18 protein-coding genes, 3 tRNA genes, 2 rRNA genes and 1 pseudogene are annotated in these 25318 nt (G+C 59.9%); 14 read left to right on the top strand and 10 right to left on the bottom strand.

Annotated features, from left to right (window positions below; all coding sequences use genetic code 11):
• Window positions 1-29 precede the first annotated feature (29 nt).
• The 7 genes from AC1M7R_RS06735 to AC1M7R_RS06705 all read left to right on the top strand — a co-directional run bounded on the left by AC1M7R_RS06735 (window position 30) and on the right by AC1M7R_RS06705 (window position 7342).
• Window positions 30-106: transfer RNA gene (locus AC1M7R_RS06735), tRNA-Ile, on the top strand.
• A 27-nt stretch (window positions 107-133) separates the two neighbouring features.
• Window positions 134-209: transfer RNA gene (locus AC1M7R_RS06730), tRNA-Ala, on the top strand.
• Window positions 210-460: 251 nt separating this feature from the next.
• Window positions 461-3352, top strand: a 23S ribosomal RNA gene (locus AC1M7R_RS06725).
• A 159-nt stretch (window positions 3353-3511) separates the two neighbouring features.
• Window positions 3512-3627 (top strand): 5S ribosomal RNA (gene rrf, locus AC1M7R_RS06720).
• A 149-nt stretch (window positions 3628-3776) separates the two neighbouring features.
• The gene (locus tag AC1M7R_RS06715; RefSeq protein WP_072431543.1) at window positions 3777-4436 is read left to right on the top strand and encodes a paraquat-inducible protein A; all 660 of its coding nucleotides are present in this window, start codon (window positions 3777-3779) and stop codon (window positions 4434-4436) included.
• Entirely contained in the window at window positions 4423-5046 is a 624-nt protein-coding gene (locus AC1M7R_RS06710) for a paraquat-inducible protein A (protein ID WP_072396721.1), read from the top strand. Before AC1M7R_RS06715 ends, AC1M7R_RS06710 begins: the two co-directional genes overlap by 14 nt.
• Window positions 5039-7342: a PqiB family protein gene (locus AC1M7R_RS06705; RefSeq protein WP_072397205.1), complete on the top strand. Its 2304-nt coding sequence runs from the start codon at window positions 5039-5041 to the stop codon at window positions 7340-7342. Before AC1M7R_RS06710 ends, AC1M7R_RS06705 begins: the two co-directional genes overlap by 8 nt.
• Before the next feature lie 206 nt (window positions 7343-7548).
• Here AC1M7R_RS06705 and mksF read toward each other — a convergent pair whose 3' ends face one another.
• Genes mksF through mksB form a run of 3 tightly spaced genes read right to left on the bottom strand, consistent with a single transcriptional unit; the run spans window position 7549 to window position 12354 of the window.
• Complete coding sequence (gene mksF, locus AC1M7R_RS06700) at window positions 7549-10389, bottom strand: Mks condensin complex protein MksF (protein WP_072396723.1); 2841 nt, start codon at window positions 10387-10389, stop codon at window positions 7549-7551.
• A complete protein-coding gene (gene mksE, locus AC1M7R_RS06695) occupies window positions 10386-11087 on the bottom strand; it encodes an Mks condensin complex protein MksE (RefSeq protein ID WP_072396725.1) in 702 nt (233 codons plus the stop codon). Before mksE ends, mksF begins: the two co-directional genes overlap by 4 nt.
• Entirely contained in the window at window positions 11077-12354 is a 1278-nt protein-coding gene (mksB, locus tag AC1M7R_RS06690) for an Mks condensin complex protein MksB (protein ID WP_072396727.1), read from the bottom strand. The genes mksE and mksB overlap by 11 nt, the downstream gene beginning before the upstream one ends.
• Window positions 12355-12535: 181 nt before the next feature.
• Here mksB and AC1M7R_RS06685 point away from each other — a divergent pair, with 181 nt between their 5' ends.
• Window positions 12536-13318 (top strand): energy transducer TonB, encoded by a 783-nt coding sequence (locus AC1M7R_RS06685; RefSeq protein ID WP_123595276.1) that lies wholly within the window; start codon window positions 12536-12538, stop codon window positions 13316-13318.
• On the top strand, window positions 13311-13763 hold the full coding sequence (rimI, locus tag AC1M7R_RS06680; protein ID WP_072396731.1) for a ribosomal protein S18-alanine N-acetyltransferase: 453 nt from the start codon (window positions 13311-13313) through the stop codon (window positions 13761-13763). Before AC1M7R_RS06685 ends, rimI begins: the two co-directional genes overlap by 8 nt.
• Window positions 13764-13895: 132 nt before the next feature.
• On the opposite strand, the gene AC1M7R_RS06675 is transcribed toward rimI, so the two are convergent.
• Complete coding sequence (locus AC1M7R_RS06675) at window positions 13896-14318, bottom strand: serine kinase/phosphatase (protein ID WP_072431544.1); 423 nt, start codon at window positions 14316-14318, stop codon at window positions 13896-13898.
• A gap of 130 nt (window positions 14319-14448) precedes the next feature.
• On the opposite strand from AC1M7R_RS06675, the gene can reads away from it, so the two are divergent.
• On the top strand, window positions 14449-15093 hold the full coding sequence (can, locus tag AC1M7R_RS06670; RefSeq protein WP_072396736.1) for a carbonate dehydratase: 645 nt from the start codon (window positions 14449-14451) through the stop codon (window positions 15091-15093).
• A gap of 11 nt (window positions 15094-15104) precedes the next feature.
• Here the strand turns inward: can and AC1M7R_RS06665 are convergent, their stop codons facing one another.
• From AC1M7R_RS06665 to AC1M7R_RS06655, 3 genes are all read right to left on the bottom strand, one after another.
• A complete protein-coding gene (locus AC1M7R_RS06665; protein ID WP_072431545.1) occupies window positions 15105-15632 on the bottom strand; it encodes an SET domain-containing protein in 528 nt (175 codons plus the stop codon).
• Between the two features lie 174 nt (window positions 15633-15806).
• Window positions 15807-16964, bottom strand: a complete 1158-nt coding sequence (locus tag AC1M7R_RS06660; protein ID WP_072396751.1) for a hypothetical protein — start codon at window positions 16962-16964, stop codon at window positions 15807-15809.
• A 112-nt stretch (window positions 16965-17076) separates the two neighbouring features.
• Complete coding sequence (locus tag AC1M7R_RS06655; RefSeq protein WP_072396758.1) at window positions 17077-18495, bottom strand: short-chain fatty acid transporter; 1419 nt, start codon at window positions 18493-18495, stop codon at window positions 17077-17079.
• A 224-nt stretch (window positions 18496-18719) separates the two neighbouring features.
• Here AC1M7R_RS06655 and AC1M7R_RS06650 point away from each other — a divergent pair.
• The 4 genes and pseudogenes from AC1M7R_RS06650 to AC1M7R_RS06635 form a co-directional block, all read left to right on the top strand.
• Window positions 18720-19454: pseudogene (locus tag AC1M7R_RS06650) on the top strand (PAS domain-containing protein); the annotation flags it as partial.
• 156 nt (window positions 19455-19610) lie between these two features.
• Complete coding sequence (locus AC1M7R_RS06645) at window positions 19611-20042, top strand: methyl-accepting chemotaxis protein (RefSeq protein WP_371128615.1); 432 nt, start codon at window positions 19611-19613, stop codon at window positions 20040-20042.
• Between the two features lie 94 nt (window positions 20043-20136).
• Window positions 20137-20691: a DUF2975 domain-containing protein gene (locus AC1M7R_RS06640; protein WP_072396765.1), complete on the top strand. Its 555-nt coding sequence runs from the start codon at window positions 20137-20139 to the stop codon at window positions 20689-20691.
• Window positions 20692-20698: 7 nt separating this feature from the next.
• The gene (locus AC1M7R_RS06635) at window positions 20699-20914 is read left to right on the top strand and encodes a helix-turn-helix domain-containing protein (RefSeq protein ID WP_072431546.1); all 216 of its coding nucleotides are present in this window, start codon (window positions 20699-20701) and stop codon (window positions 20912-20914) included.
• 21 nt (window positions 20915-20935) lie between these two features.
• On the opposite strand, the gene ggt is transcribed toward AC1M7R_RS06635, so the two are convergent.
• The 3 genes from ggt to AC1M7R_RS06620 form a co-directional block, all read right to left on the bottom strand.
• On the bottom strand, window positions 20936-22780 hold the full coding sequence (ggt, locus tag AC1M7R_RS06630; protein ID WP_072396776.1) for a gamma-glutamyltransferase: 1845 nt from the start codon (window positions 22778-22780) through the stop codon (window positions 20936-20938).
• A gap of 234 nt (window positions 22781-23014) precedes the next feature.
• Window positions 23015-23091: transfer RNA gene (locus tag AC1M7R_RS06625), tRNA-Met, on the bottom strand.
• Window positions 23092-23194: 103 nt separating this feature from the next.
• A complete protein-coding gene (locus tag AC1M7R_RS06620) occupies window positions 23195-25252 on the bottom strand; it encodes a methyl-accepting chemotaxis protein (protein ID WP_072396778.1) in 2058 nt (685 codons plus the stop codon).
• Window positions 25253-25318 lie beyond the last annotated feature (66 nt).

Genomic DNA, 25318 nt, shown 5'->3' with positions numbered 1-25318 from the left:
AATTGCTTGATTCATTGAAGAAGACGATTGGGTCTGTAGCTCAGTTGGTTAGAGCGCACCCCTGATAAGGGTGAGGTCGGCAGTTCGAATCTGCCCAGACCCACCAATTTCATGGTGTACCCTGTAGCGATACGGGGCCATAGCTCAGCTGGGAGAGCGCCTGCCTTGCACGCAGGAGGTCAGCGGTTCGATCCCGCTTGGCTCCACCATTACCGATTGGCACCAACGTTTAAAGCTTAGAAATGAGCATTCCACCGAACGGTGATGAATGTTGATTTCTAGTCTTTTGATTAGATCGTTCTTTAAAAATTTGGGTATGTGATAGAAAGATAGACTGGACGTTACTTTCACTGGTAACGGTTCAGGCTAAGGTAAAATTTGTGAGTTGCTCGTAGAGCAAGCGTACGAATTTTCGGCGAATGTCGTCTTCACAGTATAACCAGATTGCTTGGGGTTATATGGTCAAGTGAAGAAGCGCATACGGTGGATGCCTTGGCAGTCAGAGGCGATGAAAGACGTGGTAGCCTGCGAAAAGCTTCGGGGAGTCGGCAAACAGACTGTGATCCGGAGATGTCTGAATGGGGGAACCCAGCCATCACAAGATGGTTATCTTGCACTGAATACATAGGTGCAAGAGGCGAACCAGGGGAACTGAAACATCTAAGTACCCTGAGGAAAAGAAATCAACCGAGATTCCCTTAGTAGTGGCGAGCGAACGGGGACTAGCCCTTAAGCTTCTTTGATTTTAGCGGAACGCTCTGGAAAGTGCGGCCATAGTGGGTGATAGCCCTGTACGCGAAAGGATCTTAGAAGTGAAATCGAGTAGGACGGAGCACGAGAAACTTTGTCTGAATATGGGGGGACCATCCTCCAAGGCTAAATACTACTGACTGACCGATAGTGAACTAGTACCGTGAGGGAAAGGCGAAAAGAACCCCGGAGAGGGGAGTGAAATAGATCCTGAAACCGTATGCGTACAAGCAGTGGGAGCCCACTTTGTTGGGTGACTGCGTACCTTTTGTATAATGGGTCAGCGACTTATTTTCAGTGGCGAGCTTAACCGAATAGGGGAGGCGTAGCGAAAGCGAGTCTTAATAGGGCGTCTAGTCGCTGGGAATAGACCCGAAACCGGGCGATCTATCCATGGGCAGGTTGAAGGTTAGGTAACACTGACTGGAGGACCGAACCGACTACCGTTGAAAAGTTAGCGGATGACCTGTGGATCGGAGTGAAAGGCTAATCAAGCTCGGAGATAGCTGGTTCTCCTCGAAAGCTATTTAGGTAGCGCCTCATGTATCACTGTAGGGGGTAGAGCACTGTTTCGGCTAGGGGGTCATCCCGACTTACCAAACCGATGCAAACTCCGAATACCTACAAGTGCCGAGCATGGGAGACACACGGCGGGTGCTAACGTCCGTCGTGAAAAGGGAAACAACCCAGACCGTCAGCTAAGGTCCCAAAGTTATGGTTAAGTGGGAAACGATGTGGGAAGGCTTAGACAGCTAGGAGGTTGGCTTAGAAGCAGCCACCCTTTAAAGAAAGCGTAATAGCTCACTAGTCGAGTCGGCCTGCGCGGAAGATGTAACGGGGCTCAAACCATACACCGAAGCTACGGGTATCACGTAAGTGATGCGGTAGAGGAGCGTTCTGTAAGCCTGTGAAGGTGAGTTGAGAAGCTTGCTGGAGGTATCAGAAGTGCGAATGCTGACATGAGTAACGACAATGGGTGTGAAAAACACCCACGCCGAAAGACCAAGGTTTCCTGCGCAACGTTAATCGACGCAGGGTTAGTCGGTCCCTAAGGCGAGGCTGAAAAGCGTAGTCGATGGAAAACAGGTTAATATTCCTGTACTTCTGGTTATTGCGATGGAGGGACGGAGAAGGCTAGGCCAGCTTGGCGTTGGTTGTCCAAGTTTAAGGTGGTAGGCTGAAATCTTAGGTAAATCCGGGGTTTCAAGGCCGAGAGCTGATGACGAGTTACCCTCTGGGTGACGAAGTGGTTGATGCCATGCTTCCAAGAAAAGCTTCTAAGCTTCAGATAACCAGGAACCGTACCCCAAACCGACACAGGTGGTTGGGTAGAGAATACCAAGGCGCTTGAGAGAACTCGGGTGAAGGAACTAGGCAAAATGGCACCGTAACTTCGGGAGAAGGTGCGCCGGTGAGGGTGAAGCACTTGCTGCGTAAGCCCACGCCGGTCGAAGATACCAGGCCGCTGCGACTGTTTATTAAAAACACAGCACTCTGCAAACACGAAAGTGGACGTATAGGGTGTGACGCCTGCCCGGTGCCGGAAGGTTAATTGATGGGGTTAGCTAACGCGAAGCTCTTGATCGAAGCCCCGGTAAACGGCGGCCGTAACTATAACGGTCCTAAGGTAGCGAAATTCCTTGTCGGGTAAGTTCCGACCTGCACGAATGGCGTAACGATGGCGGCGCTGTCTCCACCCGAGACTCAGTGAAATTGAAATCGCTGTGAAGATGCAGTGTATCCGCGGCTAGACGGAAAGACCCCGTGAACCTTTACTATAGCTTTGCACTGGACTTTGAATTTGCTTGTGTAGGATAGGTGGGAGGCTTTGAAGCGTGGACGCCAGTCTGCGTGGAGCCATCCTTGAAATACCACCCTGGCAACTTTGAGGTTCTAACTCAGGTCCGTTATCCGGATCGAGGACAGTGTATGGTGGGTAGTTTGACTGGGGCGGTCTCCTCCTAAAGAGTAACGGAGGAGTACGAAGGTGCGCTCAGACCGGTCGGAAATCGGTCGTAGAGTATAAAGGCAAAAGCGCGCTTGACTGCGAGACAGACACGTCGAGCAGGTACGAAAGTAGGTCTTAGTGATCCGGTGGTTCTGTATGGAAGGGCCATCGCTCAACGGATAAAAGGTACTCCGGGGATAACAGGCTGATACCGCCCAAGAGTTCATATCGACGGCGGTGTTTGGCACCTCGATGTCGGCTCATCACATCCTGGGGCTGAAGCCGGTCCCAAGGGTATGGCTGTTCGCCATTTAAAGTGGTACGCGAGCTGGGTTTAGAACGTCGTGAGACAGTTCGGTCCCTATCTGCCGTGGACGTTTGAGATTTGAGAGGGGCTGCTCCTAGTACGAGAGGACCGGAGTGGACGAACCTCTGGTGTTCCGGTTGTCACGCCAGTGGCATTGCCGGGTAGCTATGTTCGGAAAAGATAACCGCTGAAAGCATCTAAGCGGGAAACTTGCCTCAAGATGAGATCTCACTGGAGCCTTGAGCTCCCTGAAGGGCCGTCGAAGACTACGACGTTGATAGGCAGGGTGTGTAAGCGCTGTGAGGCGTTGAGCTAACCTGTACTAATTGCCCGTGAGGCTTGACCATATAACACCCAAGCAATCTGTCGACTCGACAGAGAGCAGATTGCGGTGTTGTGAAGACGAAACGAACCGAAAGTTCGAACGTGCTTGAAGGCAACACACAAACTATCGCATACCCATTCGCTGGAACGTGACCGTAAGGCACGCGCTGGCTACCGAATTTCTTGACGACCATAGAGCGTTGGAACCACCTGATCCCATCCCGAACTCAGAAGTGAAACGATGCATCGCCGATGGTAGTGTGGGGTTTCCCCATGTGAGAGTAGGTCATCGTCAAGATTAAATTCCGAAACCCCTATCTGCTGACGCAGGTAGGGGTTTTGTTTTGCCTGAAAGAAAGTATTGGGGGAAGTTCGTAACGAATTTACTCAGTTATTTTCAAGCCAGAGCACTAGAATAGCTTCACCCTAGCTGAGCCAGACCTCTTTATGTCAGATCCGTTGGACACTCATCGGTTGTCAGATCTACCCCTGAACGATCTGGTGGCTTGCCATGAGTGCGATCTGTTGATGCGCAAGCCTCAACTGGCCCATGGCGAAAAAGCTGAATGCCCCCGTTGTGGCTACGAACTCTACGCCCACCGACACAATGTGGTCGAGCGCAGCCTGGCCTTGGTCATCGCCGCTCTGCTGCTGTATGTGCCAGCGAACTTTCTACCCATCATGCAACTTAGCCTGCTCGGGCAATCCTCCCAGGACACCGTCTGGAGTGGCGTTGTCGCCTTGTTCGATACCGGCATGCAAGGCATATCGGTGGTGGTGTTTCTCTGCAGCATGGGCATACCACTCCTCAAGCTGCTGTGCCAGTTGACGGTACTGCTGACCATTCGCTTGAACATTGGCCGTAGCTACGGTTTGTTGCTCTATCGCATTTATCACCATCTACGAGACTGGGGGATGCTTGAGGTCTACCTGATGGGCGTGTTGGTAGCCATCGTCAAGTTGGCAGACATGGCCGCCATCACCATCGGCCTAGGCTTGGTGTGCTTTATCAGTTTATTGCTTGTTCAGGTGTGGTTGGAGGTGGTGATGTCACCGCATCAGATCTGGCAAGCATTATCAGGAGAAGATGCCCATGCGGGCGATTGATGCCGGCATTCTGATCTGTACCGAATGCCACGAATTGAATCGGTGGGATTGCGATGCACAAGGGCAGACCTGTACCCGTTGCGGTGCACAGGTCCACCCTCGGCGCCCGAACAGTCTGATGCGCACCTGGGCGCTGCTACTCACCGCTGCGATCCTCTATATCCCTGCCAATGTGCTGCCGATCATGACGATCAATTCCTTGGGGCAAGGTGCCCCGAGCACCATCATGGCCGGCGTCATCGAACTGGTGCAGCACGGCATGATTCCCATTGCTGCCGTGGTGTTCGTCGCGAGTATCGTAGTGCCCACCTTCAAGCTGGTAGGCATCGCCCTGTTGCTGTTTTCCGTACAGCGGCACCAGCCCATGTCTGCGCGGCAGCGCATCTTTATGTACCGTTTCATTGAGTTCATCGGTCGCTGGTCGATGCTCGATATTTTTGTAATTGCCATTCTGGTGGCCGTGGTGAATTTCGGACGACTCGCCAGTGTCGAAGCCGGTCTCGGCGCGATTGCCTTTGCCAGCGTAGTGATTTTGACAATGATTGCCGCAGTAACTTTCGATCCCCGGCTGATTTGGGATAACACGGAGTCGGATGACGACCATGACTGATTTGCCTACCGCTAAAACTCGACCGGCCTCGAACTGGTCGGCCATCTGGATCCTGCCACTGATTGCCTTGATCATCGGGGGCTGGCTTGGCTGGAAGGCATATAACGAGACAGGGATCCAGATCAGCGTGCGCTTTGAGAGCGGCGAAGGCATCCAGGTCAACAAGACCGAGGTGGTCTACAAAGGTATGCCGGTCGGCAAGGTCACGGCCCTCACGCTCGACGACGAGGGGAGCTCGAAGGGGGTCGTGGCGACCATCGAAATGAACAAGGACGTGGAACAGTACCTCAAGACCGGAACCCGCTTCTGGCTGGTCAAGCCAAGCGTCAGCCTGGCCGGGATCACAGGGCTGGAAACCCTGGTGTCAGGTAACTATGTGGCTATCAGTCCGGGTGAAGGGGAGTCCAGCCGCAAGTTCAAGGCCCTGGCCCAGGAGCCGCCATTGTCGGACGCCAAGCCGGGGTTGCACCTGACGCTCAAGGCCGACCGCTTGGGTTCGTTGAATCGGGGTAGTCCGGTTTTCTACAAGCAGATCCAGGTCGGACAGGTGAAAAGCTATCAACTGTCCGAGGACCAGAACACCGTCGAGATCAAGGTTTTCATTGAGCCGACGTATGCCAGCCTGGTGCGCAAACACACCCGGTTCTGGAATGCCAGCGGCATCAGCATCGATGCCAACCTCTCGGGTGTCAAGGTGCGCAGCGAATCCCTGGCCAGTATCGTGGCCGGGGGGATTGCGTTCGCCACGCCAGAAAGTCGCAAGGACAGCCCGCCGACGGATCCAAGCCTGCCGTTCCGTCTTTACGAGGATTTCGACGCCGCAGCCGCCGGTATCCGGGTGAAGGTCAAGCTCAGCGATTTCGAAGGCCTGCAATCCGGCCGCACGCCAGTGATGTACAAAGGCATCCAGGTCGGTAGCCTGAAAAACCTCAAGGTCGATCCCGACCTGTCCAGTGCCACCGCTGAATTGACCCTGGACCCCTTGGCCGAAGACTACCTGGTGACGGGAACGCAGTTCTGGGTGGTCAAGCCGTCGATCTCCCTGGCGGGTATCACCGGCTTGGAGGCATTGGTCAAAGGTAACTACATCGCCATACGCCCCGGCGACAAGGGCGGCGCCCCGCAGCGCGAATTCGAGGCCCGGGCAAAAGCGCCGCCACTGGACTTGCGCGCACCCGGCCTGCACCTGGTCCTGTTGACTGAAAACCTCGGATCCCTGGAGGTCGGCAGCCCGATCCTCTACAAGCAGGTCAAGGTCGGGTCGGTGCAGAGCTACCAGTTCTCTCGCAAGAAAAAGCAGTTGATCATCGGGGTACATATCGAGAAGGAATACGAAGGGCTGGTCAATGGTTCGACGCGCTTCTGGAATGCCAGCGGCATCACCCTCACGGGCGGCCTGACGGGAGGAATCCAGGTCAAGAGCGAATCGCTGCAAAGCCTGATGGCCGGCGGCATTGCCTTTGAAACGCCGGAGCCGAATGTGCCGTTGAAAAGGCGGGTCCCGCGCTTCCGGTTGCATGAGAATCGTGAAGCCGCGCAACAAAGTGGGACCGTCGTGACCATCAAGGTCGATCGTGCCGATGGCTTGCGCAGCGGTACGCCGATTCGCTTCAAGGGCTTGGATGTGGGCAAGGTCGAGGATGTGGACCTCAGTGCCGACATGCAGTCGGTATTGCTCACGGCGCGCATCACCGAGGTCCCGGAGCGTATCGCCCGGGTCGGTAGCCAGTTCTGGGTGGTCAAGCCTGAGCTGGGGTTGATCAAGACCTCGAACCTGGAAACGCTGGTGACCGGCCAATACCTCGAGGTGCAGCCGGCGGTGAAGAACCTCGGGCCGCAGAAAAACTTCGTGGCCCTTGCCAATCCACCGGAAAACGCGGTGCCTGAAGCCGGCCTGAGCCTGGTGCTGAGCGCGGCCCGCCGTGGTTCGTTGAAGATCGGCGTGCCGGTGACTTATCGCGAGGTGACGGTGGGCAAGGTCACCGGATATGAATTGGGCCAGACAGCGGATCGGGTGCTGATTCATATCCTGATCGAGCCTAAATATGCACCACTGGTGCGTAGTGGTACGCGCTTCTGGAATACCAGCGGCTTTGGTTTGGATTTCGGTTTGTTCAAAGGGGCGACGGTGCGGACCGAGTCGCTGGAAACGCTGATCCAGGGCGGCATCGCCTTCGCGACGCCAGACGGCGAGAAAATGGGCGGCCCGGCGCGAGCGGAGCAGACTTTCCCGCTGTTCGACAAATTCGAGGACGAGTGGCTGACCTGGGCGCCAAAGATCAAGCTCGGCAAGTAACAACACCGGCGTTGTCCGTGTTGACGCCATCGCGAGCAAGCTCGCTCCCACAGGGATGCAGGATCGTTCATCCAGAATCATTCCAATGTGGGGAGCGAGCTTGCTCGCGATGAGGCCTTCCGTTGCACTGAAGACTCAAAACTGGCGCAATAAAAAAAGGCCGCTATCCATTGGATCGCGGCCTTTTTCATACCCAGGTACTCACATCACACCGGATCGAGCTCCGGCTCATCGGCCTGTACATTCACCGTGGCTTTCACCGCATCACGACGGCGGATGTATTTCCAGTCCGCTTCGTCGATGTAGATGCCGTTCGGGCCGCTACCGCCCTCCAGGTCGATGGCGACACTGGCGCAGACTTGCGGCTTCACGCTGGCGAGAATCGGCACGAAGCCTAATTGCAGACTGGTTTCCAGCAGCGCTGCCTGGTTCTTTTCGTCGATGTCCGCCGCTTCGTCCAGGTAATACGGCAAGCGTACGCGGCCGGCCTGTTCGCGATCCATCAAGTGCAGCAACAAGTACATGTTGGTCAGCGCCTTGATGGTCATGGTGGTGCCGTTGGACGCTGCACCGTCGATGTCGGTATGAATCACCGGCTGGCCATTGACCTTGGTGATTTCAAAGGCCAGTTCGAACAGGTCCTTGAGACCCAACTGGTTGTGGTTCGCCGCCACCAGGCGCGCCAGATACTCCTTGGCTTCTTCGTTCTTGTTGTCCTGCTCGGCGCTCTGGCTGAGATCGAAGACCGACAGGGTTTCGCCTTCCTCGTACTGGCCGGCGCTGTGGATAATCTGGTCGATGTGCTTGAGGGCTTCCTTGTTCGGCGCCAGGACGATCCGGAAGCTCTGCAGGTTGGAAACCTGGCGCTTGTTGATCTCGCGGTTGAACAACGCCAATTGATGTTCGAGGCTGTCGTAGTCGCTGCGGATATTGCGCAGGGTCCGGGCAATGTCGGTCACGGCCGCGCGGCGCGCCTTGCCCAGGGTCAGGGCTTCGTCGGTGCGGTGGGCATAGGCGTTGATCAGCAGTTGCAGACGCCGCTCCATATCGTCTTCGCTGTCGAACTTGGCCACGCCCTTGAGGCGAACCTGGGCGTATAGGGCTTCGATCTGTCCGTCGATCCGCAGCAAGCCCTGCCAGCTGTCCTGATAGTCGTTGAGCAATGGCAACAGGTTGTCCATGGAATCGTCGACCGGGTCCATGAATGGCGTGCCGAACGGCAGGTCCGCCGGCAACAACTGACGGCGGCGCAAGGCATCGTCGAGGGTGCGCTGCTTGGCTTCCATATCGGCGATCTGCCGGCCCACCAGTTGCAACTTGGCGGACAGTTGCTGGACGCGCTCGGTGAAGGCATCGCTGGAGCGCTTGAGCTCGTCCTGGGCGGCCTCCATCTGGGCCAGTTGTTCGAGCTTGTCGCTTTCCTCGGCGCTCAGGGTCTGGGTGCGTCGGAAATCTTCCAAGGCCTTTTGCGCATCCAGGACCTGTTGGTACAGGGCCTCGGTCTGGGTCTTGCTGGCAGCGCGGTCAGCGGCCACGGCCTGCTGGGTCTTGAGCTGCTTGAGCTCTTTTTCCAGGCGTTCCTTCTGGTCGCGCAACGCGGCACGGTCGGCCAGGGCTTGCAGCGCGGGTGGCTCGATATGGGACAGGTCGATGGACAGGCCCGGCACTTCGAAACGCTCGCCTTTGAAGCCGTCCAGGATCAGCTCCACGGACTTGACCCAGTCACCGTTATCGTCCAGCGCAATGCCGTGTTCACCCAATGGCAGGCTGAACAGTGCGCTGTTGAACAGGCGCATGAGGCGTTCGACGTCCTGTTGCGAGAACTCTTCACGCAGACGGGCATAGCTGTTGTTGTCGGCGTGATCAAGCTGTTGCTTGACCGACTTCAGGCGTTTTTCCAGGTCGCGCAGACGTTCTTCCAGGTCTTCGGCGCTGAACTGCCGGGACTGGGCCAGGGCACCGGCCAATTCGTCGTGGGCGTCCTTGGCCGCGAGCAGTTGCTGCTCCAGCACCTTGACGTCGTCCACCAGGGCGAACCGATGCTTGAGCACCGACAATTCGCCCAGCCAGCGCTGGATGCCGGTGATTTCCCGCTCCAGGCGCATCAGTTCCTGGGTACTGCCGCGCTGGTCATTCTGCAGTGAGTCCTGTTCGTTGCGGTAGTGCTCGGCCTGGATGGTCAACTCTTCCTTGCGTGCACTGGCATAGTCCGACCAAGTTCCCAGCAGCGAATCGAGCAGGGGCGACAGACGGTGCAGTTTGCCACGCAGGATGTCGCGTTGTTTCACGCCATTGGCCAGGGCTTCCACCAGCGGGCCGGCCGCTACCAGGGAGTTGTAGTCCTGCTCCATGCGTCGTACATCGCGGAACGCTTCTTCGCACGCGGCGATGTAATCCACACTGCCGGAACGCAGGCTGTGCTCGAAGGCGTCGAGGAACAGTTGCTTGAGCTTGGCCGCGGTGATTTCGCGCATGTGCAGCAAGTTGATGAACAGCGCGCGGAAAGTCTTGAGGCTCTGTTCGCTGGTAGAACGCAGCGGGATCAGCGTCAGGTCCAGGGGAATGGAAGTATGCCCCCCCACCAGCAGGCGTCGCAGCTCATCGGGCTTGAGCTCATAGGCCTTCAGGCCCTCGCGTTCCAGGTTGGTGAACAGCTCTTTCTGACGCAGGCACGTGTCGTTTTTCTGGTAATGGGCCAGGTCCAGCTTGCCTGCATAGGCAAAGAACTGGTGGCCAAAACCGCCGCCAGGGCCTCGACCGACCACACCGATCACGTGGGGGCCGTGGGGCAGGGCGACTTCCACCAGGATATAGCTGGTGTCCGAGGCGAAGTAGAAGCGCCGGGATTGTTCCAGGCTGTACTTGCCGAAGCTCATGTCCGACATGCGGGCCAGGATCGGGAACTGCAAGGCATTGATCGAGGCGGATTTACCGAGGTTGTTCGCGCCATACACCGACAGCGGTTCTTCCAGCGGGAACAGGCCAAGGCTGTAGCCGGCGGTGTTCAAAAGGGCGAAGCGGCGGATGCCGTAGCGTTCCTTGCTCATGCGTCGGTCTCCTGTTCTTCGGCAATGGCTCGGGCCAGTGCCTCTTCTTCGCTTTCACCCTCGAATTCGCTGAGATCCAGCGGATCGTCGGTCTGCAGCAGTTTTTCGTCGCTGTCCTCGTCGATCAGAACCGGAGCCGGCAACGGCAGCACGCTGTGCAGGCTGGCGGCCAGGTCGCGGTCCTGCTGGACCGACAGGCAGACATCGAGAAACCGGTGCATCGGCGGCAGGAAGCGGTACACGCCGTTCTCTTCGCTGGCGAAGCCCAGCTGGGTCATGCGACGCATGATCTTTTCTTCGAGTTCTTCCTGGGTCTGCACTTCGGCCTGGATGAACAGGTCACGGTATTTTTCCAGCAGCGAAGGCAGCTCATCGCGGCCCAGGCTACCGCCGTCGAGCACAGCGATCGGGTCGCGGCCCTGGTCGGCCAGGTGTTCGACCAGGATGAAGGTGAACAGCGCCAGGCGTTGTGCGGTCTTGTTCACCGCGGCGGCCGCCAGGTCCGGCACGAAATAGTAGAAACCACGGGTATCGCACACCAGTTCGAAACCCAGGGCCTTGAACAGCGTGCGGTACTGGTCCTGGAAGTTCGACAGTTGCGCATACAGCTCCGGGTCGCGGCGGCTGATGTGGTAGCCCTTGAACAGCTCGCGGAAAATCGGCGCCAGCTGGGACAGTTCGGATAGATCAAGATGCATGGGAAGTGCTCGCAGAATCCTCGGCGGTGTCGCCAGCCGAGAGCAGGGCGAAGGAGCGCAGGCTGACCTGATGCTCATGAGTGTGGTATTCGCGGCGTTCCAGACGCTCGCGCTTGAAACGCTTTTCCCGCGACAGGCGCGAGAACCAGTACAGCAATTCGTCGGTGGCGCCGTCCGGCTCCTGTTCCAGCAGCCAGGTCATCAGGTCCGGCATCGGCAGGGCGTCCTCGCAACGCTCGACCATCTCGCGCACCGTACGCGGCGCCCGCGGAGCATCGCCGCCCTTGTGAGTCTTGTGGGACTTGGGGAAGCGCGCCGGTTTCGGCTCGAAACGGGCCAGGGCGTACACATAGGCCTCGACCTGGCTGGCACTGCCGAGGAAGGTACTCTGCGGCCGGGTGAACAGCGGCATGGCGGCCTGCGGCACGGCATCGATGCCTTTGCGGCGGATGGCGGCCAGGGCCAGGGCTGCGCCACGGGTCACGGCGTTATGGCGACGGGCTTCTTCGCGCAGCGGCAGGAGCAGTTCGCGGGCGTGACGCAGGGTCAGTTGGGCGCTGGTCTGCATTTCCAGGATGCGGGCGTGGGTGCGCAACAACATGTCATCGTCCACCAGATGCCCGAGGCGCTGTTGTTCGGTGAGCATGCGCAACAGCACGTTCTCGACCTTGCGCACGCCTTGCTCGAACGCACCGTCGGCGTTCACCAGCTGGATCATCGGCTCGACGTATTCGTCCCAGGTCGCCAGTACTTCGGCGTAGCGCTGGCGCAGCGGGATCTGCCGGTCGCTGGTCTTGGCGCGTTCGGCCACGGCCACCAGGGCCTGTTCGTCGTTGGCGAGTTTCTTGAGCACGTCCCGCACCCGCATGTCCAGCAAACGCAACTGGCGGGCCAGGTCGTTGCCGTCGCGCACTTCGAAGGCATCCTGGATGTAGCCGGCCAGGCGCTCGAGGTGGCGCAGGTAGGCTTCGATCTCCAGGCACAGGCCCAGGCGATGTTCGCGACGCAGGTAGGCGAGAAAGTCGTGGATCTGGGCGTTGAGCTCGAAGCGGTTCGGGCTTTTCGCCACCGGCACGAGGATGTCCAGGCGGATCCACACGTCCAGCAGGTGGGTGATGTCCTGGGGCGTGCTGTCCAATTGCTGGGCGGCCAATTGTGAGCGCAGTTCGTTGAGGCTCAAGGTGCCCTGGTCGAAATGTTCGCACAACGGTTCCAGCAATGCCCAGTGTTCGGCGAGGGCGCGCAAGACGCGCTTGGGTTCGATCATCGCAATGGCCGTCGGGTTGGCAATTAAAAGCGGCAATTGTACTGCATCGGACCGGTTGCGATTCACCCCTGAGACGGACTGTCGTCGCGGATCGATCAACTAATGAGTCAACGGGGAAGCGATCCGCGTCGAAGGGCGGTAGAATCCTCCCCACTTTCAGTTATCCACAAGTGGCCGACCCTTGCTTATCGAGTCTCGTCGCCGCGCCTATCTGACCGCCATGCAGGTGGTCACCTGGCTGCCGCGTACCGAATTGCCGTTCGCCGCCCCGTCGCGGCCCGAACTGCTGGAAACGCCCGAGCCGCCTGGCGTCGTGCCGGTGGTGGCGGAGCCTGTGGCCAAGACCGTTGTCGAGCCGGTGACACCTGTCGAGCGGCCGAAGGTCGACGTGCCACGCCCGAGCCTGGCCTCGACCCGCACCAATGCCAAACCGGTGGAAGAAGTGTCGTCGACGCCGGCACCGGCCCGGGTCGCTCCGGTTCCGCCACCGCGGTTTACCCTGCAGCTGCTGCGTGCGGGGCGTTGCCTGCTGCTGGTGGAGCTGCCCACCGGCGAACCGTTCCAAAGCCGCGATCCTGCCTACCTGTTGCTCAAGGACATGCTGCGCGCCGCCGGTCTGCCGGACAGCCCACAGATCGTGGGAGAACCGGTGCGTTGGCCGCTGCTGTCCCGTGGAACGATGGACCAGGGGCCGGAAGCGGCGCGGGATTTCGTCCAGGGCTTCGTTTTGGCGCGACTCGAAGACGAGCCCTGCGTGTGTTTGTGGCTGATCGGCCTGCCAGCGGTCAAATTTGCCGGCGAGGCGGACCAGGATGCGTTCAATCGGGAATTGCAGGTCGAAGGCCTGGGCTCGGCCTGGGCAGTCCCCGGGTTGGAATTGTTAATGGAAACGCCACAGCGCAAGGCTGAAGTCTGGCAAGCCATGCGCCGGCTGATGGCGCGCTGGAAAGAATCGAATGAGTGACGCTGTATCGTTCCGCCCGATGACCGAGGCGGACCTCGACGCTGTACTGAAAATCGAATATGCGGCCTACAGTCACCCCTGGACCCGCGGGATCTTTCTCGACGGATTGAGCAAATACCAGATATGGCTGATGTTCGAAGGCCAGCAGCAAGTGGGCCATGGTGTCGTGCAGATCATCCTCGACGAAGCGCACTTGCTCAATATCACCGTCAAGCCGGAGAACCAGGGCCGCGGCCTGGGGTTGCGCTTACTGGAACACCTCATGTCCATCGCCTTCAACGCCCAGGCCCGGGAGTGTTTCCTGGAGGTGCGCGACAGCAACCGCGCAGCGTTCCGGCTGTATGAGCGATACGGTTTCAACGAGATCGGCCGTCGGCGGGATTACTACCCGGCGGTGGGTGGCCGCGAGGACGCCGTAGTCATGGCGTGTACTCTCGTCGAGTGACGCCTTCGCGGTGTTGACGCAGGGCGGGCACCATGCCGGCAAACCCGCTCCTGCCGCAGGCCTCAGCCGGGCCGGCCGGTCTTGTGTGGGAGCGGGCTGGCCCTCGAAGAAGCCGTCACATCCTGTCCTGATTCAAGCTGACCCGGCGCCATCGCGCTTGCCATCCAGTGGATCGATCTGCGCCATTTCCGCTTCGTCCAGGCCATCGCCCCCGCCGATGTCGTTTTCACCGACCACGCTCAGGTCCCAGTCGGCCTGCTCATCGTCGCCGCTTTCATAGGCGTCGCGTGCGCCGTCCTCGCGGATGAGGGTTTCAGGGCTCATGTCGTCTTCGGTGGGCTGATGATCATCCACAGAGGCTCCGGTCAGGCCCGCTTCGCGAACGCGTTCGCGCGGCATCAATTGTTCGCGTTCTTTTTCCGGCAGTTCGTCGCCGATCTTCGCACTGGGCTCATCATCGTCGAACTCCAGTTCGTGCATCGAACCCATGCGGTCTTCGTTGTCGTCGATGGGTTCCGGTTGCACCGCATCGAAAGGACGTCGTGAATCGTTCATGGCTACTCCTCGTTCTGGCCGTTAATGGGTGGACCCGCGGCCGGGTCGAGAATTCCAACGGCATTACAGAAGTGACCTCGGCAAGCGGCGTGCTGTCAAAGTTGCGGACTATTCTCGAGGGCTGGATAGCATGAACGAACTACAAGATCTGATTGATAACAACGCGCGCTGGGCCGATGCGATCAAGCAGGAGGATCCTGACTTCTTCGCCAAGCTGGCCCGTCAGCAGACACCGGAGTACCTGTGGATCGGCTGTTCCGATGCGCGAGTGCCGGCCAACGAGATCGTCGGCATGCTGCCGGGCGATCTGTTCGTACACCGCAACGTGGCCAACGTGGTGCTGCACACCGATCTCAACTGCCTGTCGGTGATCCAGTACGCGGTGGACGTGCTCAAGGTCAAGCACATCCTGGTTACCGGCCACTACGGCTGCGGCGGCGTGCGCGCTTCGATGCAGGATCGTCAGCTGGGCCTGATCGACGGCTGGCTGCGCTCGATCCGCGACCTGTATTACGAGCACCGCGAAGCGTTGGCCCAACTGCCCACCGAAGAGGAGCGCGTTGACCGCCTGTGCGAACTCAACGTCATCCAGCAGGTGGCCAATGTCGGCCATACCAGCATCGTGCAGAACGCCTGGCACCGTGGTCAGAAACTGTCGATCCACGGTTGCATCTACGGCATCAAGGACGGACGCTGGAAGAGCCTGGACACCACGATCAGCGGCTTCGAGCAATTGCCACCGCAGTATCGCCTGCGTCCAGTGGACGCGCCCTGAGCCCGTTGGCGTCAGTCACGATGACAGCGACGGCGCCAATGCTTGAGGAACTTCATGCCCTGTTCATTGGGTGGCTCATCATAACCGGTGATCCACCCATGACAGTTGGACGAACCGCACCGGCAGGCAAACTGCCGGTACAGTTTCGGCTCGGTGCTGGCGTAATCCATGGTCAGGCTGTCGCCCGCCTGTATGGCGGTCAGTGACCACAACCATAATTCGCTCATGTCCAGAAAGACATTCGGGTTGCAGGAATGCACCAGCAGCCCGGCGAAGCGCGGATCGTACATGTGGATTTCCGGCAGGATCTGCAAAGTGTGCAGGCGTCGTCGGCCCAACAGCAGCCCCGATACCCGGCACATCCGCTCCATGGGGGCGAACCGCCTGCGGGCGACGACGCCGTTGCCGCGCCCATTGGCGCCGCGCAGCACTTCGAAATCCCGCGCAGACGGATAGCCCAGCCGAGTGCTGAGTTCCTTTTCCGGGTAGATACAGTCCCGGCCCCGTGAACAGGATCGATCGGTCACAAAAATGGTCATGACAGTCCTTGTCGGTGCTGGGCACCCGACTTGCTGGCGCTGGCATCCTGCCAGCGTCGTGATTGACCTGGATAGTCTGGCCCCGATCCGGGGTGGTATCTACTGTCAACTCTGACAGGCGTCAAAAGCGCTTTCCCGCGTGAGCGCAGGCTTACGCGGGAAAGTCTTCTCGGCTTATACCGGTTCGGCGGGTAGCGGCATCGGCGCTTTCAATTGAGGAAGCTGCGACTTGATCGCCGGCGTCTCGCATTTCTTTGCCGCTTCGTCAGGCGTGAGCTTGCGAATCGAGGTATAGAACAACTCGCAGGTCTTTTCCTTTTGCGTGACTTGCCAGGTCTGCGTGCATTGGTTCAGCAGTGTGCTCGGATCCGTGTTCGGCTTGCTGCCCATGCCGGCTTGCCAGCAGGCGGCGCTCAGATCCTGGCCCATGACTTTCAGGCCGGCCGCATCGGCCTTGGCTTCGTCGCCGTCGTAGCTGTCCGGATCGGCGGCGTACCAGATGTAGCTGGGGTGGTTGGAGCCCAGCACCGGTACCTTCAGTCCCGCCGTCGGCGTGATGGTCGCCAGGCCAAGCACGCCTACCGTCGGGCCGTACTGTGTCTTGATCCAGTTACGCACCGGGGCACCGAAGGCCACCATCGGCAATGCGGCTCCGCTGGAGCCCTGGCTGACTTGCTTGACCATGGTGGTCTGGTAGTCGTTGAAATAGTCGTAGACGCCTTCCAGGGCCGAACCGGCGTTGGATGGGGCTGCGATCGGCGCGATGTCGATGATGGTCTGGTAGGCCGGGGTCTGGTCGGCGGCGATGCCGTTGACAGTCAACAGCGTGGCCCAGCGATCCGTGGTGGCCGATTCCAGGTAGTCCTGGGCCTGGGTCAGGGAGTAATCCGGCGGGAAGTGCAGCAGTTCAACACTCTTGCGGTTTTCCAGCGCCATGCCCAGCGGCAGGAACAGGTACCAGTTGTATGCCCATTTCTTGTCGCCGTTGAGTTTGGTGGCGCCCGTGTAGGCCAGGTCACCGGCGTTGAGCAATGCGGTCAATGGCTGGCCGTAGCTCTTCGGCACGCCGGCTATATGGGCGTAGACCGTGTCATTGTCGCGTTTGACGCTGACCTTGGCCGCGCCGTAGCCGTCGCGCTGCACGCTCTGGGTCAGGTAATGCTCGACAGTCTGCTCCAGGGTCCAGTCGCGAAAACAGATGACGTTGCAGTTGTTGGGGTAGGCGAAAAGACGGGTCACGCGTTCGGTACTGCCAAGCTGTACATCGACGTCGGCATGGACGGTGGCGCTCAGCGCCAGGGCGGCAAGGGGAAGTACTGCGAGTTTAGACATGCTCAGATCCTTTTCAGCGTATGGGCCCCTCGGAACAGGGCGCCTCCATACTGAAACAGACCGGGCTGAAGAAAAAGTGGGCCGAGGTAAATATCGGCCCTTTTTTATGGCTTTATGGCATCACGGGCGGCAAATAATCCAACGTCGTTCCCAGCGCCCACAACAGCACCAGTACCAAGGGTGTGTGGACCAGCAATTGGACGAAGGAGAACCCGATCAGGTCCCTGGCCTTGAGCCCCAGCACACCGAGCAACGGCAGCATATAGAACGGATTGATCAGGTTGGGCAGCGCTTCGGCGGCGTTATAGATCTGTACGGCCCAGCCCAGGTGATAATTCAGGTCGTTGGCCACCTGCATCACATAGGGCGCTTCGATGATCCATTTACCGCCGCCGGACGGAATGAAGAAGCCCAGCACCGCCGAATAGACGCCCATCAGCAAGGCGTAGGTGTCATGCGATGCGATTTGTACGAAAAAGGTCGAAATATGGTGGGCAAGGGTCTGGGCATCGCTGCCCTTGACTGTGGTCAGTAACGCGGCAATGGAGCCGTACAACGGGAACTGGATCAGTACACCGGTTGTGGTCGGCACTGCGCGGGCCACGGCGTCGAGAAAGCTTCGCGGCCGCCAGTGCAGCAAGGCGCCCAGCATCAGGAACAGGAAGTTGTAGGTATTGAGCCCGGAAATCGCGCTGATCGCAGGCTTGCTCGAAAATTCGTGGAACAGCCAGCCAGCGGCCAACAGCACCAGGGCAATGGTCAGCAAGGGGCTGTGCTCCAGCCATTCGCCGGGACGGGTTCGTGGTTGCAAGGCCGGCATGCTGAAGCTCGGGTCGATTCCGCAGGCTGCGGCGTCGCGGGCGCTGTTCGGGCCCGGAGCGGTAGCGTAGGCCACGATCAAGGAGATCACGATCAACGCCAGCAGCATCACTGCGGACTGCCAGAGGAAAATGGTCTGGGTAAACGGGATGACGCCGGTGATCGCCAGGATCGACGGCGGCAGGCTGGCCGGGTTGGCCTGCAGTTGTGCCGCCGAGGACGACAACCCCAGGGCCCACACCGCGCCCAGGCCCAGGTAAGCGGCGGCGCCGGCGGCGCGATAATCCATTTTCAGATCGGTACGGCGGGCAAGGGCTCGTACCAACAGACCGCCGAACACCAGCGACAGGCCCCAGTTGAGCAGCGACGCAATCATCGAGATCAGCGCCACCCAGGCCACTGCCGAGCGGCCGTTCTTCGGGATGCGCGCCAGGCGATCGATCAGTCTGACGGCCGGCGGCGAGCTGGCGACCACATAGCCTCCGATCACGACGAATGCCATTTGCATGGTGAATGGGATCAGGCTCCAGAAACCGTCGCCGAATGCCATGGCGGCGGCCGTGGGCGTGGCGCCGATGAACTGCGTCGCCACCGCGACGACCAGCACAGCCAGGGCGGCGAAGACCCAGGAGTCAGGAAACCAGCGTTCGGCAAAACTGGAACAGCGCAAGGCGAAGCGGGCGGAGCGGCTGTCTTCGATGTCGGTGGTCACGGCAGTTACCTCGGTTTTTATGGTTGGTTTTGTGGGACGGGTAGCTGGAACAGTGAAGCCTCGGTAAACAGGGGCTACAGTAGAACAATCCACTGACCCTGGAAGGTTGGCCCGGGTTCTGGATCCGCGGAAAAAATTTCGGCCGACCAATGGCACTCTTCAGAAAAAAATCACCGGGCCGATGGCAAGAGGAATAGGCCCGTTAACCTCCTGCCCGTCGGAGCATGCCCATGTTCAATCAACGCTTGAAGCAGGAGCTGTCGGCTCTTCGCCAAGAACTGTCCAGCCTCATGCAAGTGAAGGAAAGCCTGGACCGCGAAATGCTGGCCCTGACCCTGGATGCAGAGGGCCGGGTGCAGTCGGTCAATCAGAAATTCCTCGATGAAATGCATTACAAGGGCCAGGATCTCATTGGCCGCTCTGTCGAGGACCTTATTCCTGGGTACTTGAAATCCAACGAGCACCAGCTTCGTTTCAAGACGGCGTTGACCCGCGGCGAACATTTTTCCGGGGCCGTGCGCCTGATGCGAGGCGATGGCAAGGAAGCCTGGTTGCGTTCGATTCTTCAGCCAGTACGGACTGTCGACGGGCGGATCCGGTTTTTCTCGATGTATTCCAATGACCTGACCCGCACCATCGAGGGCTCTCGCGAGCATGAAAACCTTATCGGTGCGCTGGTGCGTTCGACGGCGGTGATCGAGTTCGACCTGGGCGGCCACGTCCTGACAGCCAATGATCGCTTCCTCAATGCCATGGGCTACAGCCTGGCGCAGATCAAGGGCAAGCACCACCGCATGTTCTGCGAGCCGGAGGAATACAACGGCGCGCAATACCAGCAGTTCTGGAAGCGCCTGAACAACGGCGAGTTCGTGGCCGGTCGCTTCAAGCGCCTGGACAGCAATGGGCGCGAGGTCTGGCTGGAGGCGTCCTACAACCCGGTGGTGGATGCCAACGACCGACTCTACAAGGTGGTCAAGTTCGCTACGAACATCACCGACCAGGTCAACCAGGAAAAAGCCGTCGCCGAGGCGGCCAGCATTGCCTACAGCACCTCGTTGCAGACCGACAACAGTGCCCAGCGCGGTACCTCGGTGGTGACCCAGGCCGTGGAAGTGATGCGCGACCTGGCCCGGCACATGCAGACCGCCGGAGAGGGTATCGAAGCCCTGAACGAGCAGTCCCTGGTGATCGGCACCATCGTCAAGACCATCAGCGGCATCGCCGAGCAAACCAACCTGCTGGCCCTCAACGCGGCCATCGAGGCTGCCCGGGCCGGCGAGCAGGGGCGGGGCTTCGCGGTGGTGGCCGATGAAGTGCGCCAACTGGCTTCGCGCACCAGCCAGGCTACCGATGAGATTGTCGGCGTCGTCCGCCAGAACCAGGACATGGCACGCAACGCCGTTTCGTTGATGACGGACGGCCAGCACCAGGCCGAACAGGGCCTGGCCCTGGCCGCTGAAGCCGGATCGGTGATCGTCGAGATCCAGGACGGCGCGAAAAAAGTGGTCGATGCGGTGAGTCAGTTTGCTAACCAGCTGTCCACTTGAAGCAAGGGTATTATCGTTTTTTACATATTAATTATTGTTTTGCGATAATTTTGTGGCTATGTTCTGGGCTCCTTTCGTTTGGTTGGAGCCTCGCATGTCTTCGAATCGTCTCGCCCTCTACAGCCAGCGCATGGCCGTCATTACGCTTGTCTTCATTGTCGTGATGATGGCCGTCAATGCGGCGGCCTGGTTGTTTCCGGAAGTTGCCTTGAAATACGGCCTGAGTTTTGCCCTGACCGAGCGACAGTTGTCCGGCCTGGTGGACGGGGCGGTGGGGTTGAGCGGTTGGCAACGCCTTGGCGGGATCCTGCTGTCGAGCATCCCCTTGCTGGCGCTGGCAGCCGGACTGGTCAATTTGCGGCAGCTATTCAGGCATTATGCGCAAGGGATGTACTTTTCCAGCGAGGCAGCCGTCTACCTGGGCAATACCGGCCGAGCGGTAGCGTTGTGGGTGTTGCTGGATTTCCTCTGTGAGCCGTTTCTCAGCCTGCTCGTGACGATAAACGCCCCGGTCGGCCAGCGATTGATTACCCTCAGCGTGACGGCCCCCTCCTTTGTCGCTTTGTTTCTTGCCGCCTGTATCGCGATCATTGCCAGGATTCTGTCCCAGGCCAGCGAAGTCGATTCAGAAAACAGAACATTCGTTTGAGATTGTCATGCCTATCGTCATTCAACTGGATGTGATGCTGGCGACGCGCAAGGTCAAATCCAAGGACCTTGCCGCCGCTATCGGTATTACCGAAGCCAACCTCTCCTTGTTGAAGCAAGGAAAGGTCAAGGGCATACGCCTGGCGACCCTGGAGGCGATCTGCAGCTACCTGCAGTGCCAGCCCGGCGATCTACTGGTCTACCAACCCGAGGGGGAGCCCTGATTCCTTCAGGGCCTGGCTTCGTCAGTCTCCCAGGGCTTCTCCTTCGCGCCGCGGGTCTGCCCCCCCGGCCAATGATGTTCTGCCTTGTGGATCACGTAGCCGGACAATCGCCTGGGTCCCGCTGGTCATGTCGATCTCGGTCACGGTGTGGCCCTTGTCCTTCAGTGCCTGGATCAGGGTTGGGCTGAACTGGCCCTGCTCCAGCTCGGTGGGGCCGTTGCGACTGCCGAAGTTGGGCAGGTTGATGGCGGTTTGCGGGTCCAGTTGCCAATCCAGCAGTCCGATCACCGACTTGGCGACATACTCGATGATCTGCGAGCCGCCCGGTGAGCCAACGGCGGCCAACAGTTCGCCGCTCTGGCGATCGAAGATCAGGGTCGGTGCCATGGAGGAGCGTGGGCGCTTGCCGGGTTCGACCCGGTTCGCCACCTTCCGCCCTTGTTCTTCGGGGATGAACGAAAAATCGGTCATCTGGTTGTTGAGCATGAAACCCTGGACCATCAGGTGCGAGCCGAAGGCCGATTCCACCGTGGTGGTCATGGACACGGCACCGCCCTGATCGTCCACTGCCACCACTTGTGAAGTGGAAATGCGCAGGGGAGAGCGGTCCGGTGCATAGGCCACCTGAACGCCCGGTGGTGTGCCGGGCTTGGCGACGCCCATGCTCCGCGGTCCGATCAGGCTGGCGCGGCTTGCCAGGTAGCCTGGGTCGACCAGGCCCTTGACCGGCACGGGGATAAAATCCGAATCGGCGACGTATTGGGCGCGGTCGGCGTAGGCCAGGCGTTGCGCTTCGGCGATCAGATGAACCGCTTGGGGCGCGGGTTCAAGGCCGGCGGGTTTATCGGTCTTGAGGGGCTTCAAGGGCGCAATGGCTGCGTGGCTGTCGCGCTGCTCCAAGGCCTGCAACGTCCCGAGAATCTGCGCCACGGCAATTCCACCGGAAGAGGGCGGGGCCATGCCGCAGACCTGCCAGCGCTTGTAGTCGGTGCACAGCGGCGCGCGCTCCCGGGCGGCGTAACCCTTGAGATCATTCAGTGAAAGGCTGCCGGGGTTGGCATGTCCCTGCACCTTGGCGACGATTTCCTTGGCGATCGCGCCCTCGTACAACGCATCGGCTCCTTCATTGGCGATACGCTTGAGCACGCCGGCCAGCGCAGGATTCTTCAGCAATGTACCAACGGCCTTCGGCCTGCCATCGGCATTGAGGAAATAGGCGGCCATGTCCGGCGAACCTGGCAGGGATGGGTCCGCCGCGATCATCGAGTGCAACCGTGGCGAAATCGCAAAGCCCTGTTCCGCCAGCCTGATGGCAGGCTCGAACAGACTGGCCCATTTCAGCCGGCCATGCTTGCGATGAGCCAATTCCAGCGCGCGCAGCACGCCGGGCGTGCCCACGGAACGGCCACCGATCTGTGCGGCGGTAAATGGCATGGGCTTGCCGTCGGCTTGCAGGAACAGTTTCTCGGTGGCGCCGGCCGGTGCCGTTTCGCGACCGTCATAGGTGCGCACGGCCTTACCGTCCCACAGCACGATGAACGCGCCGCCGCCAATGCCTGAAGACTGCGGCTCCACCAGGGTGAGTACCGCCTGCATGGCAATCGCCGCGTCGATGGCCGAGCCTCCGCGCCGCAACATTTCCCGCCCGGCTTCGGCGGCCAGGGGGTTGGCCGCTGCGGCCATGTGTTTGTCGGCGTGTCGGGTCTGCAGGTCGGTGCGATAGCCGGAAGCGATTTCCGGTGCGGTCGGTAATGCTGGGGGGGCGGTGGAAGAGGGTGGAGCCTTACAGGCGGCGAGTGTGAGAGCGACAGCCAGCAGCGAAACGGCTGACAGACGATGAAGATTCGGTTTGAGAGCTGTAAGCACGTGTCACTCCATCCGTGGGTCAGGGGGATGGGGCCGACTGTAGCGCGTGCTTTCATTGGATGTCGAATTCGCTGCCGGCACTTGGGCAGACGTCGAACCTTCTTCATGGCAGGTGAACTGTGGATCAAATGCACAGGCTGGCGGGGGACATCCCGCTTCTGGCCGTCCTCGGATCGACGGTTTCTTCGAGGCATAAAAAAACGGCTTATCTTTCGATAAGCCGTTTTTAGTACTTGGTGGCTACACAGGGACTTGAACCCCGGACCCCAGCATTATGAATGCTATGCTCTAACCAACTGAGCTATGTAGCCAAGTGGCGCGCATTATTCGCCGGTAACGAGGAAGTGTCAAGCGTAAATCTGAAATATTTCTCTGCGCTTTCAACTGCTTATCCATCCTCGCCACAAATGCCTGTCAGCCGAGTTGAAATCTTCCGGTGTTGGCGCTCAGAGCCTGGCTTCCCTGGCTCAGGGTATCGGCTGCCAGGTTCACTGCCCGTGCACCTTCGAGCAAGCGCATGGCCGCCTGGTCGACCTGCTGGATATTGCCGCTGACCTCATCGGCTGTACTGGCCTGTTCGTCCACGGCGGTGGCGATCTGCGCCAAGGTATCGGTGACGCTTTGCACGGCGCTGGCAATTTCTCCCAATCGTTCGCCCAGGCTGGTGACGGCTTGCGCATCGGTCTGTGCCTGCTCGCAGGCGGCTTCCATCAGGCTGACGGCTTCGTTGACCGTGGCGCGCAGGCTGTCGACGGTGCCCGCGATCTGCTGTGTGGAGGATTGGGTGCGTTGCGACAGGCTACGGACTTCATCGGCCACCACTGCAAAACCACGGCCTTGCTCACCGGCGCGAGCGGCTTCGATGGCGGCGTTGAGGGCCAGCAGGTTGGTCTGCTCGGCCACGCCGCGGATGGTGTCCACTACCATCTGGATCTGTTGCCCTTGCTCGCTTACCCGGCCCAGTGCGGCGGCGGTGTCGTTGAGTCGCTGGTTGAGTTGCTGGATGCTCGCCGTGGTGCGTTGGCTGTCGCGGCTGCTGTCGGCGGCGATGCGTCGGGTCTGTTGGGCGCTGCCGGCTGCCTGTTCGCAGCTTTTGGCCACGCCTTGGGACGTCGCGGCCAGTTGCGTCGCGGCAGCCGCGATCTGGCTGATCTGCAACTGCTGGGCCTCGACTTCGCCCAGGGCCCCGCTGGAGTGGGTGTTGAGGGTGCGCACGGCGTCGCTCACTTGCAACGTCTCATGATCGACCCCCAGCAGGCTGCTGCGTAGCTGCACCACGGCAACGTTCAAGGCTGTGCTGATGGCCGCCAGTTCGTCGCGTCCCTGCACCGGCACTTGCAGGCTGAGGTTACCGTCACGCAGGGCTTCGGCCAGTACGGTGATGCCGCTGGCGCTACGGCGGATAGACGACTGCAGGCAAATGAACAGATAGAGCGCTGCCAGCAGCAGGCAACCCAGTACCGTCGCCACCAGGACGAACTGGCGGATCGCCGAGCCGTGGTAGTGGTCCAGCCGCGTATCCAGCGCCACCAGGGATTGCTGGCGCAGGAGCGCCAGGTCGACGAGGAGGGCATCCAGGTGCTTCTCGAAATCTTCCGGCTTGAGATTGATAGAACCGCCGAACACGCCGTCATCCAGGACTTTGAGGCCCGCATCCAGATGTTTGAGGCTGCCCTGGTATTGACCGGCCCAGCCTTGCAGTTCGCTGGGCAGGCGTGCCTCCAGCAGCCCGCCGGTCTTGAGCAGTTGATCCCGGGCGTCACCGATCCGGCTGCGCAGGTCGCGCAATTGCAGGCGGCTCTGCAGGGTGAATTGGCCTGACACCACCGAAGCCTGGCCGACGCTGGCCAGGCGCCCGACCCGCTCGATCAGGTCTGGGGTCTGCTGGGTGGAGATCTGGGTCAACAGATAGGTCTCGAGCCAGGAGGCGAGGGTCAGGCGGTTGTCCATCACGATCTGCTCGCGCAAGGCTTGCAAGGCGCTGAGCGACGCGGTGAAGCGATCATAGCCGTCCGGCCACCAGCCTACGGAGCCCAGGCTTTTCGAATCCAGGCCTTTGAGGCTGTCTTGCAAGGTCTGGTAACGGCTGAGGGTGTCGCCTTCGGCTCCTTCCGTCTGCAGGGTCGTGCCCAGTTCATTGGCGGCCTGGTTGAGGGCCGGTTGCACGGCGTCGAAAGCCGCCATCGCCGCGAGCGTGGCTGGCGTGGGTTGTCGGTTGGTCTCCGTGGCGCGCCACCGGGCCGCACGGTTGCGCTGGGCGGTCAGCAGGTTGTCCAGGTTATCCAGGGCCAATAGCTGGCGTACCCCGGCGCGTTCGCCGGAAATCAGGTTGAGTTTGTCGCGATAATCCTGGCCGATGATCCACAGGCTGCCCATGATCGGCAGAATGAAAAGCAGGAACAGCAGCTGGAATTTACGGGCGAAACCGAAACGCCCCAGCAGCCTGATGCCCGGTGATAGAAAAGCCTGCATGCCCATACTCCCCTGAACACCCTTGCACTGTTTTTGTGCGTTTCTACACAAGTGCGCAAACGGGTG

The organism is Pseudomonas sp. MS01C9, from assembly GCF_058202755.1.
The sequence above is the reverse complement of the archived record's forward strand: the minus strand, read 5'-3'. Positions and strand labels throughout refer to the sequence as shown.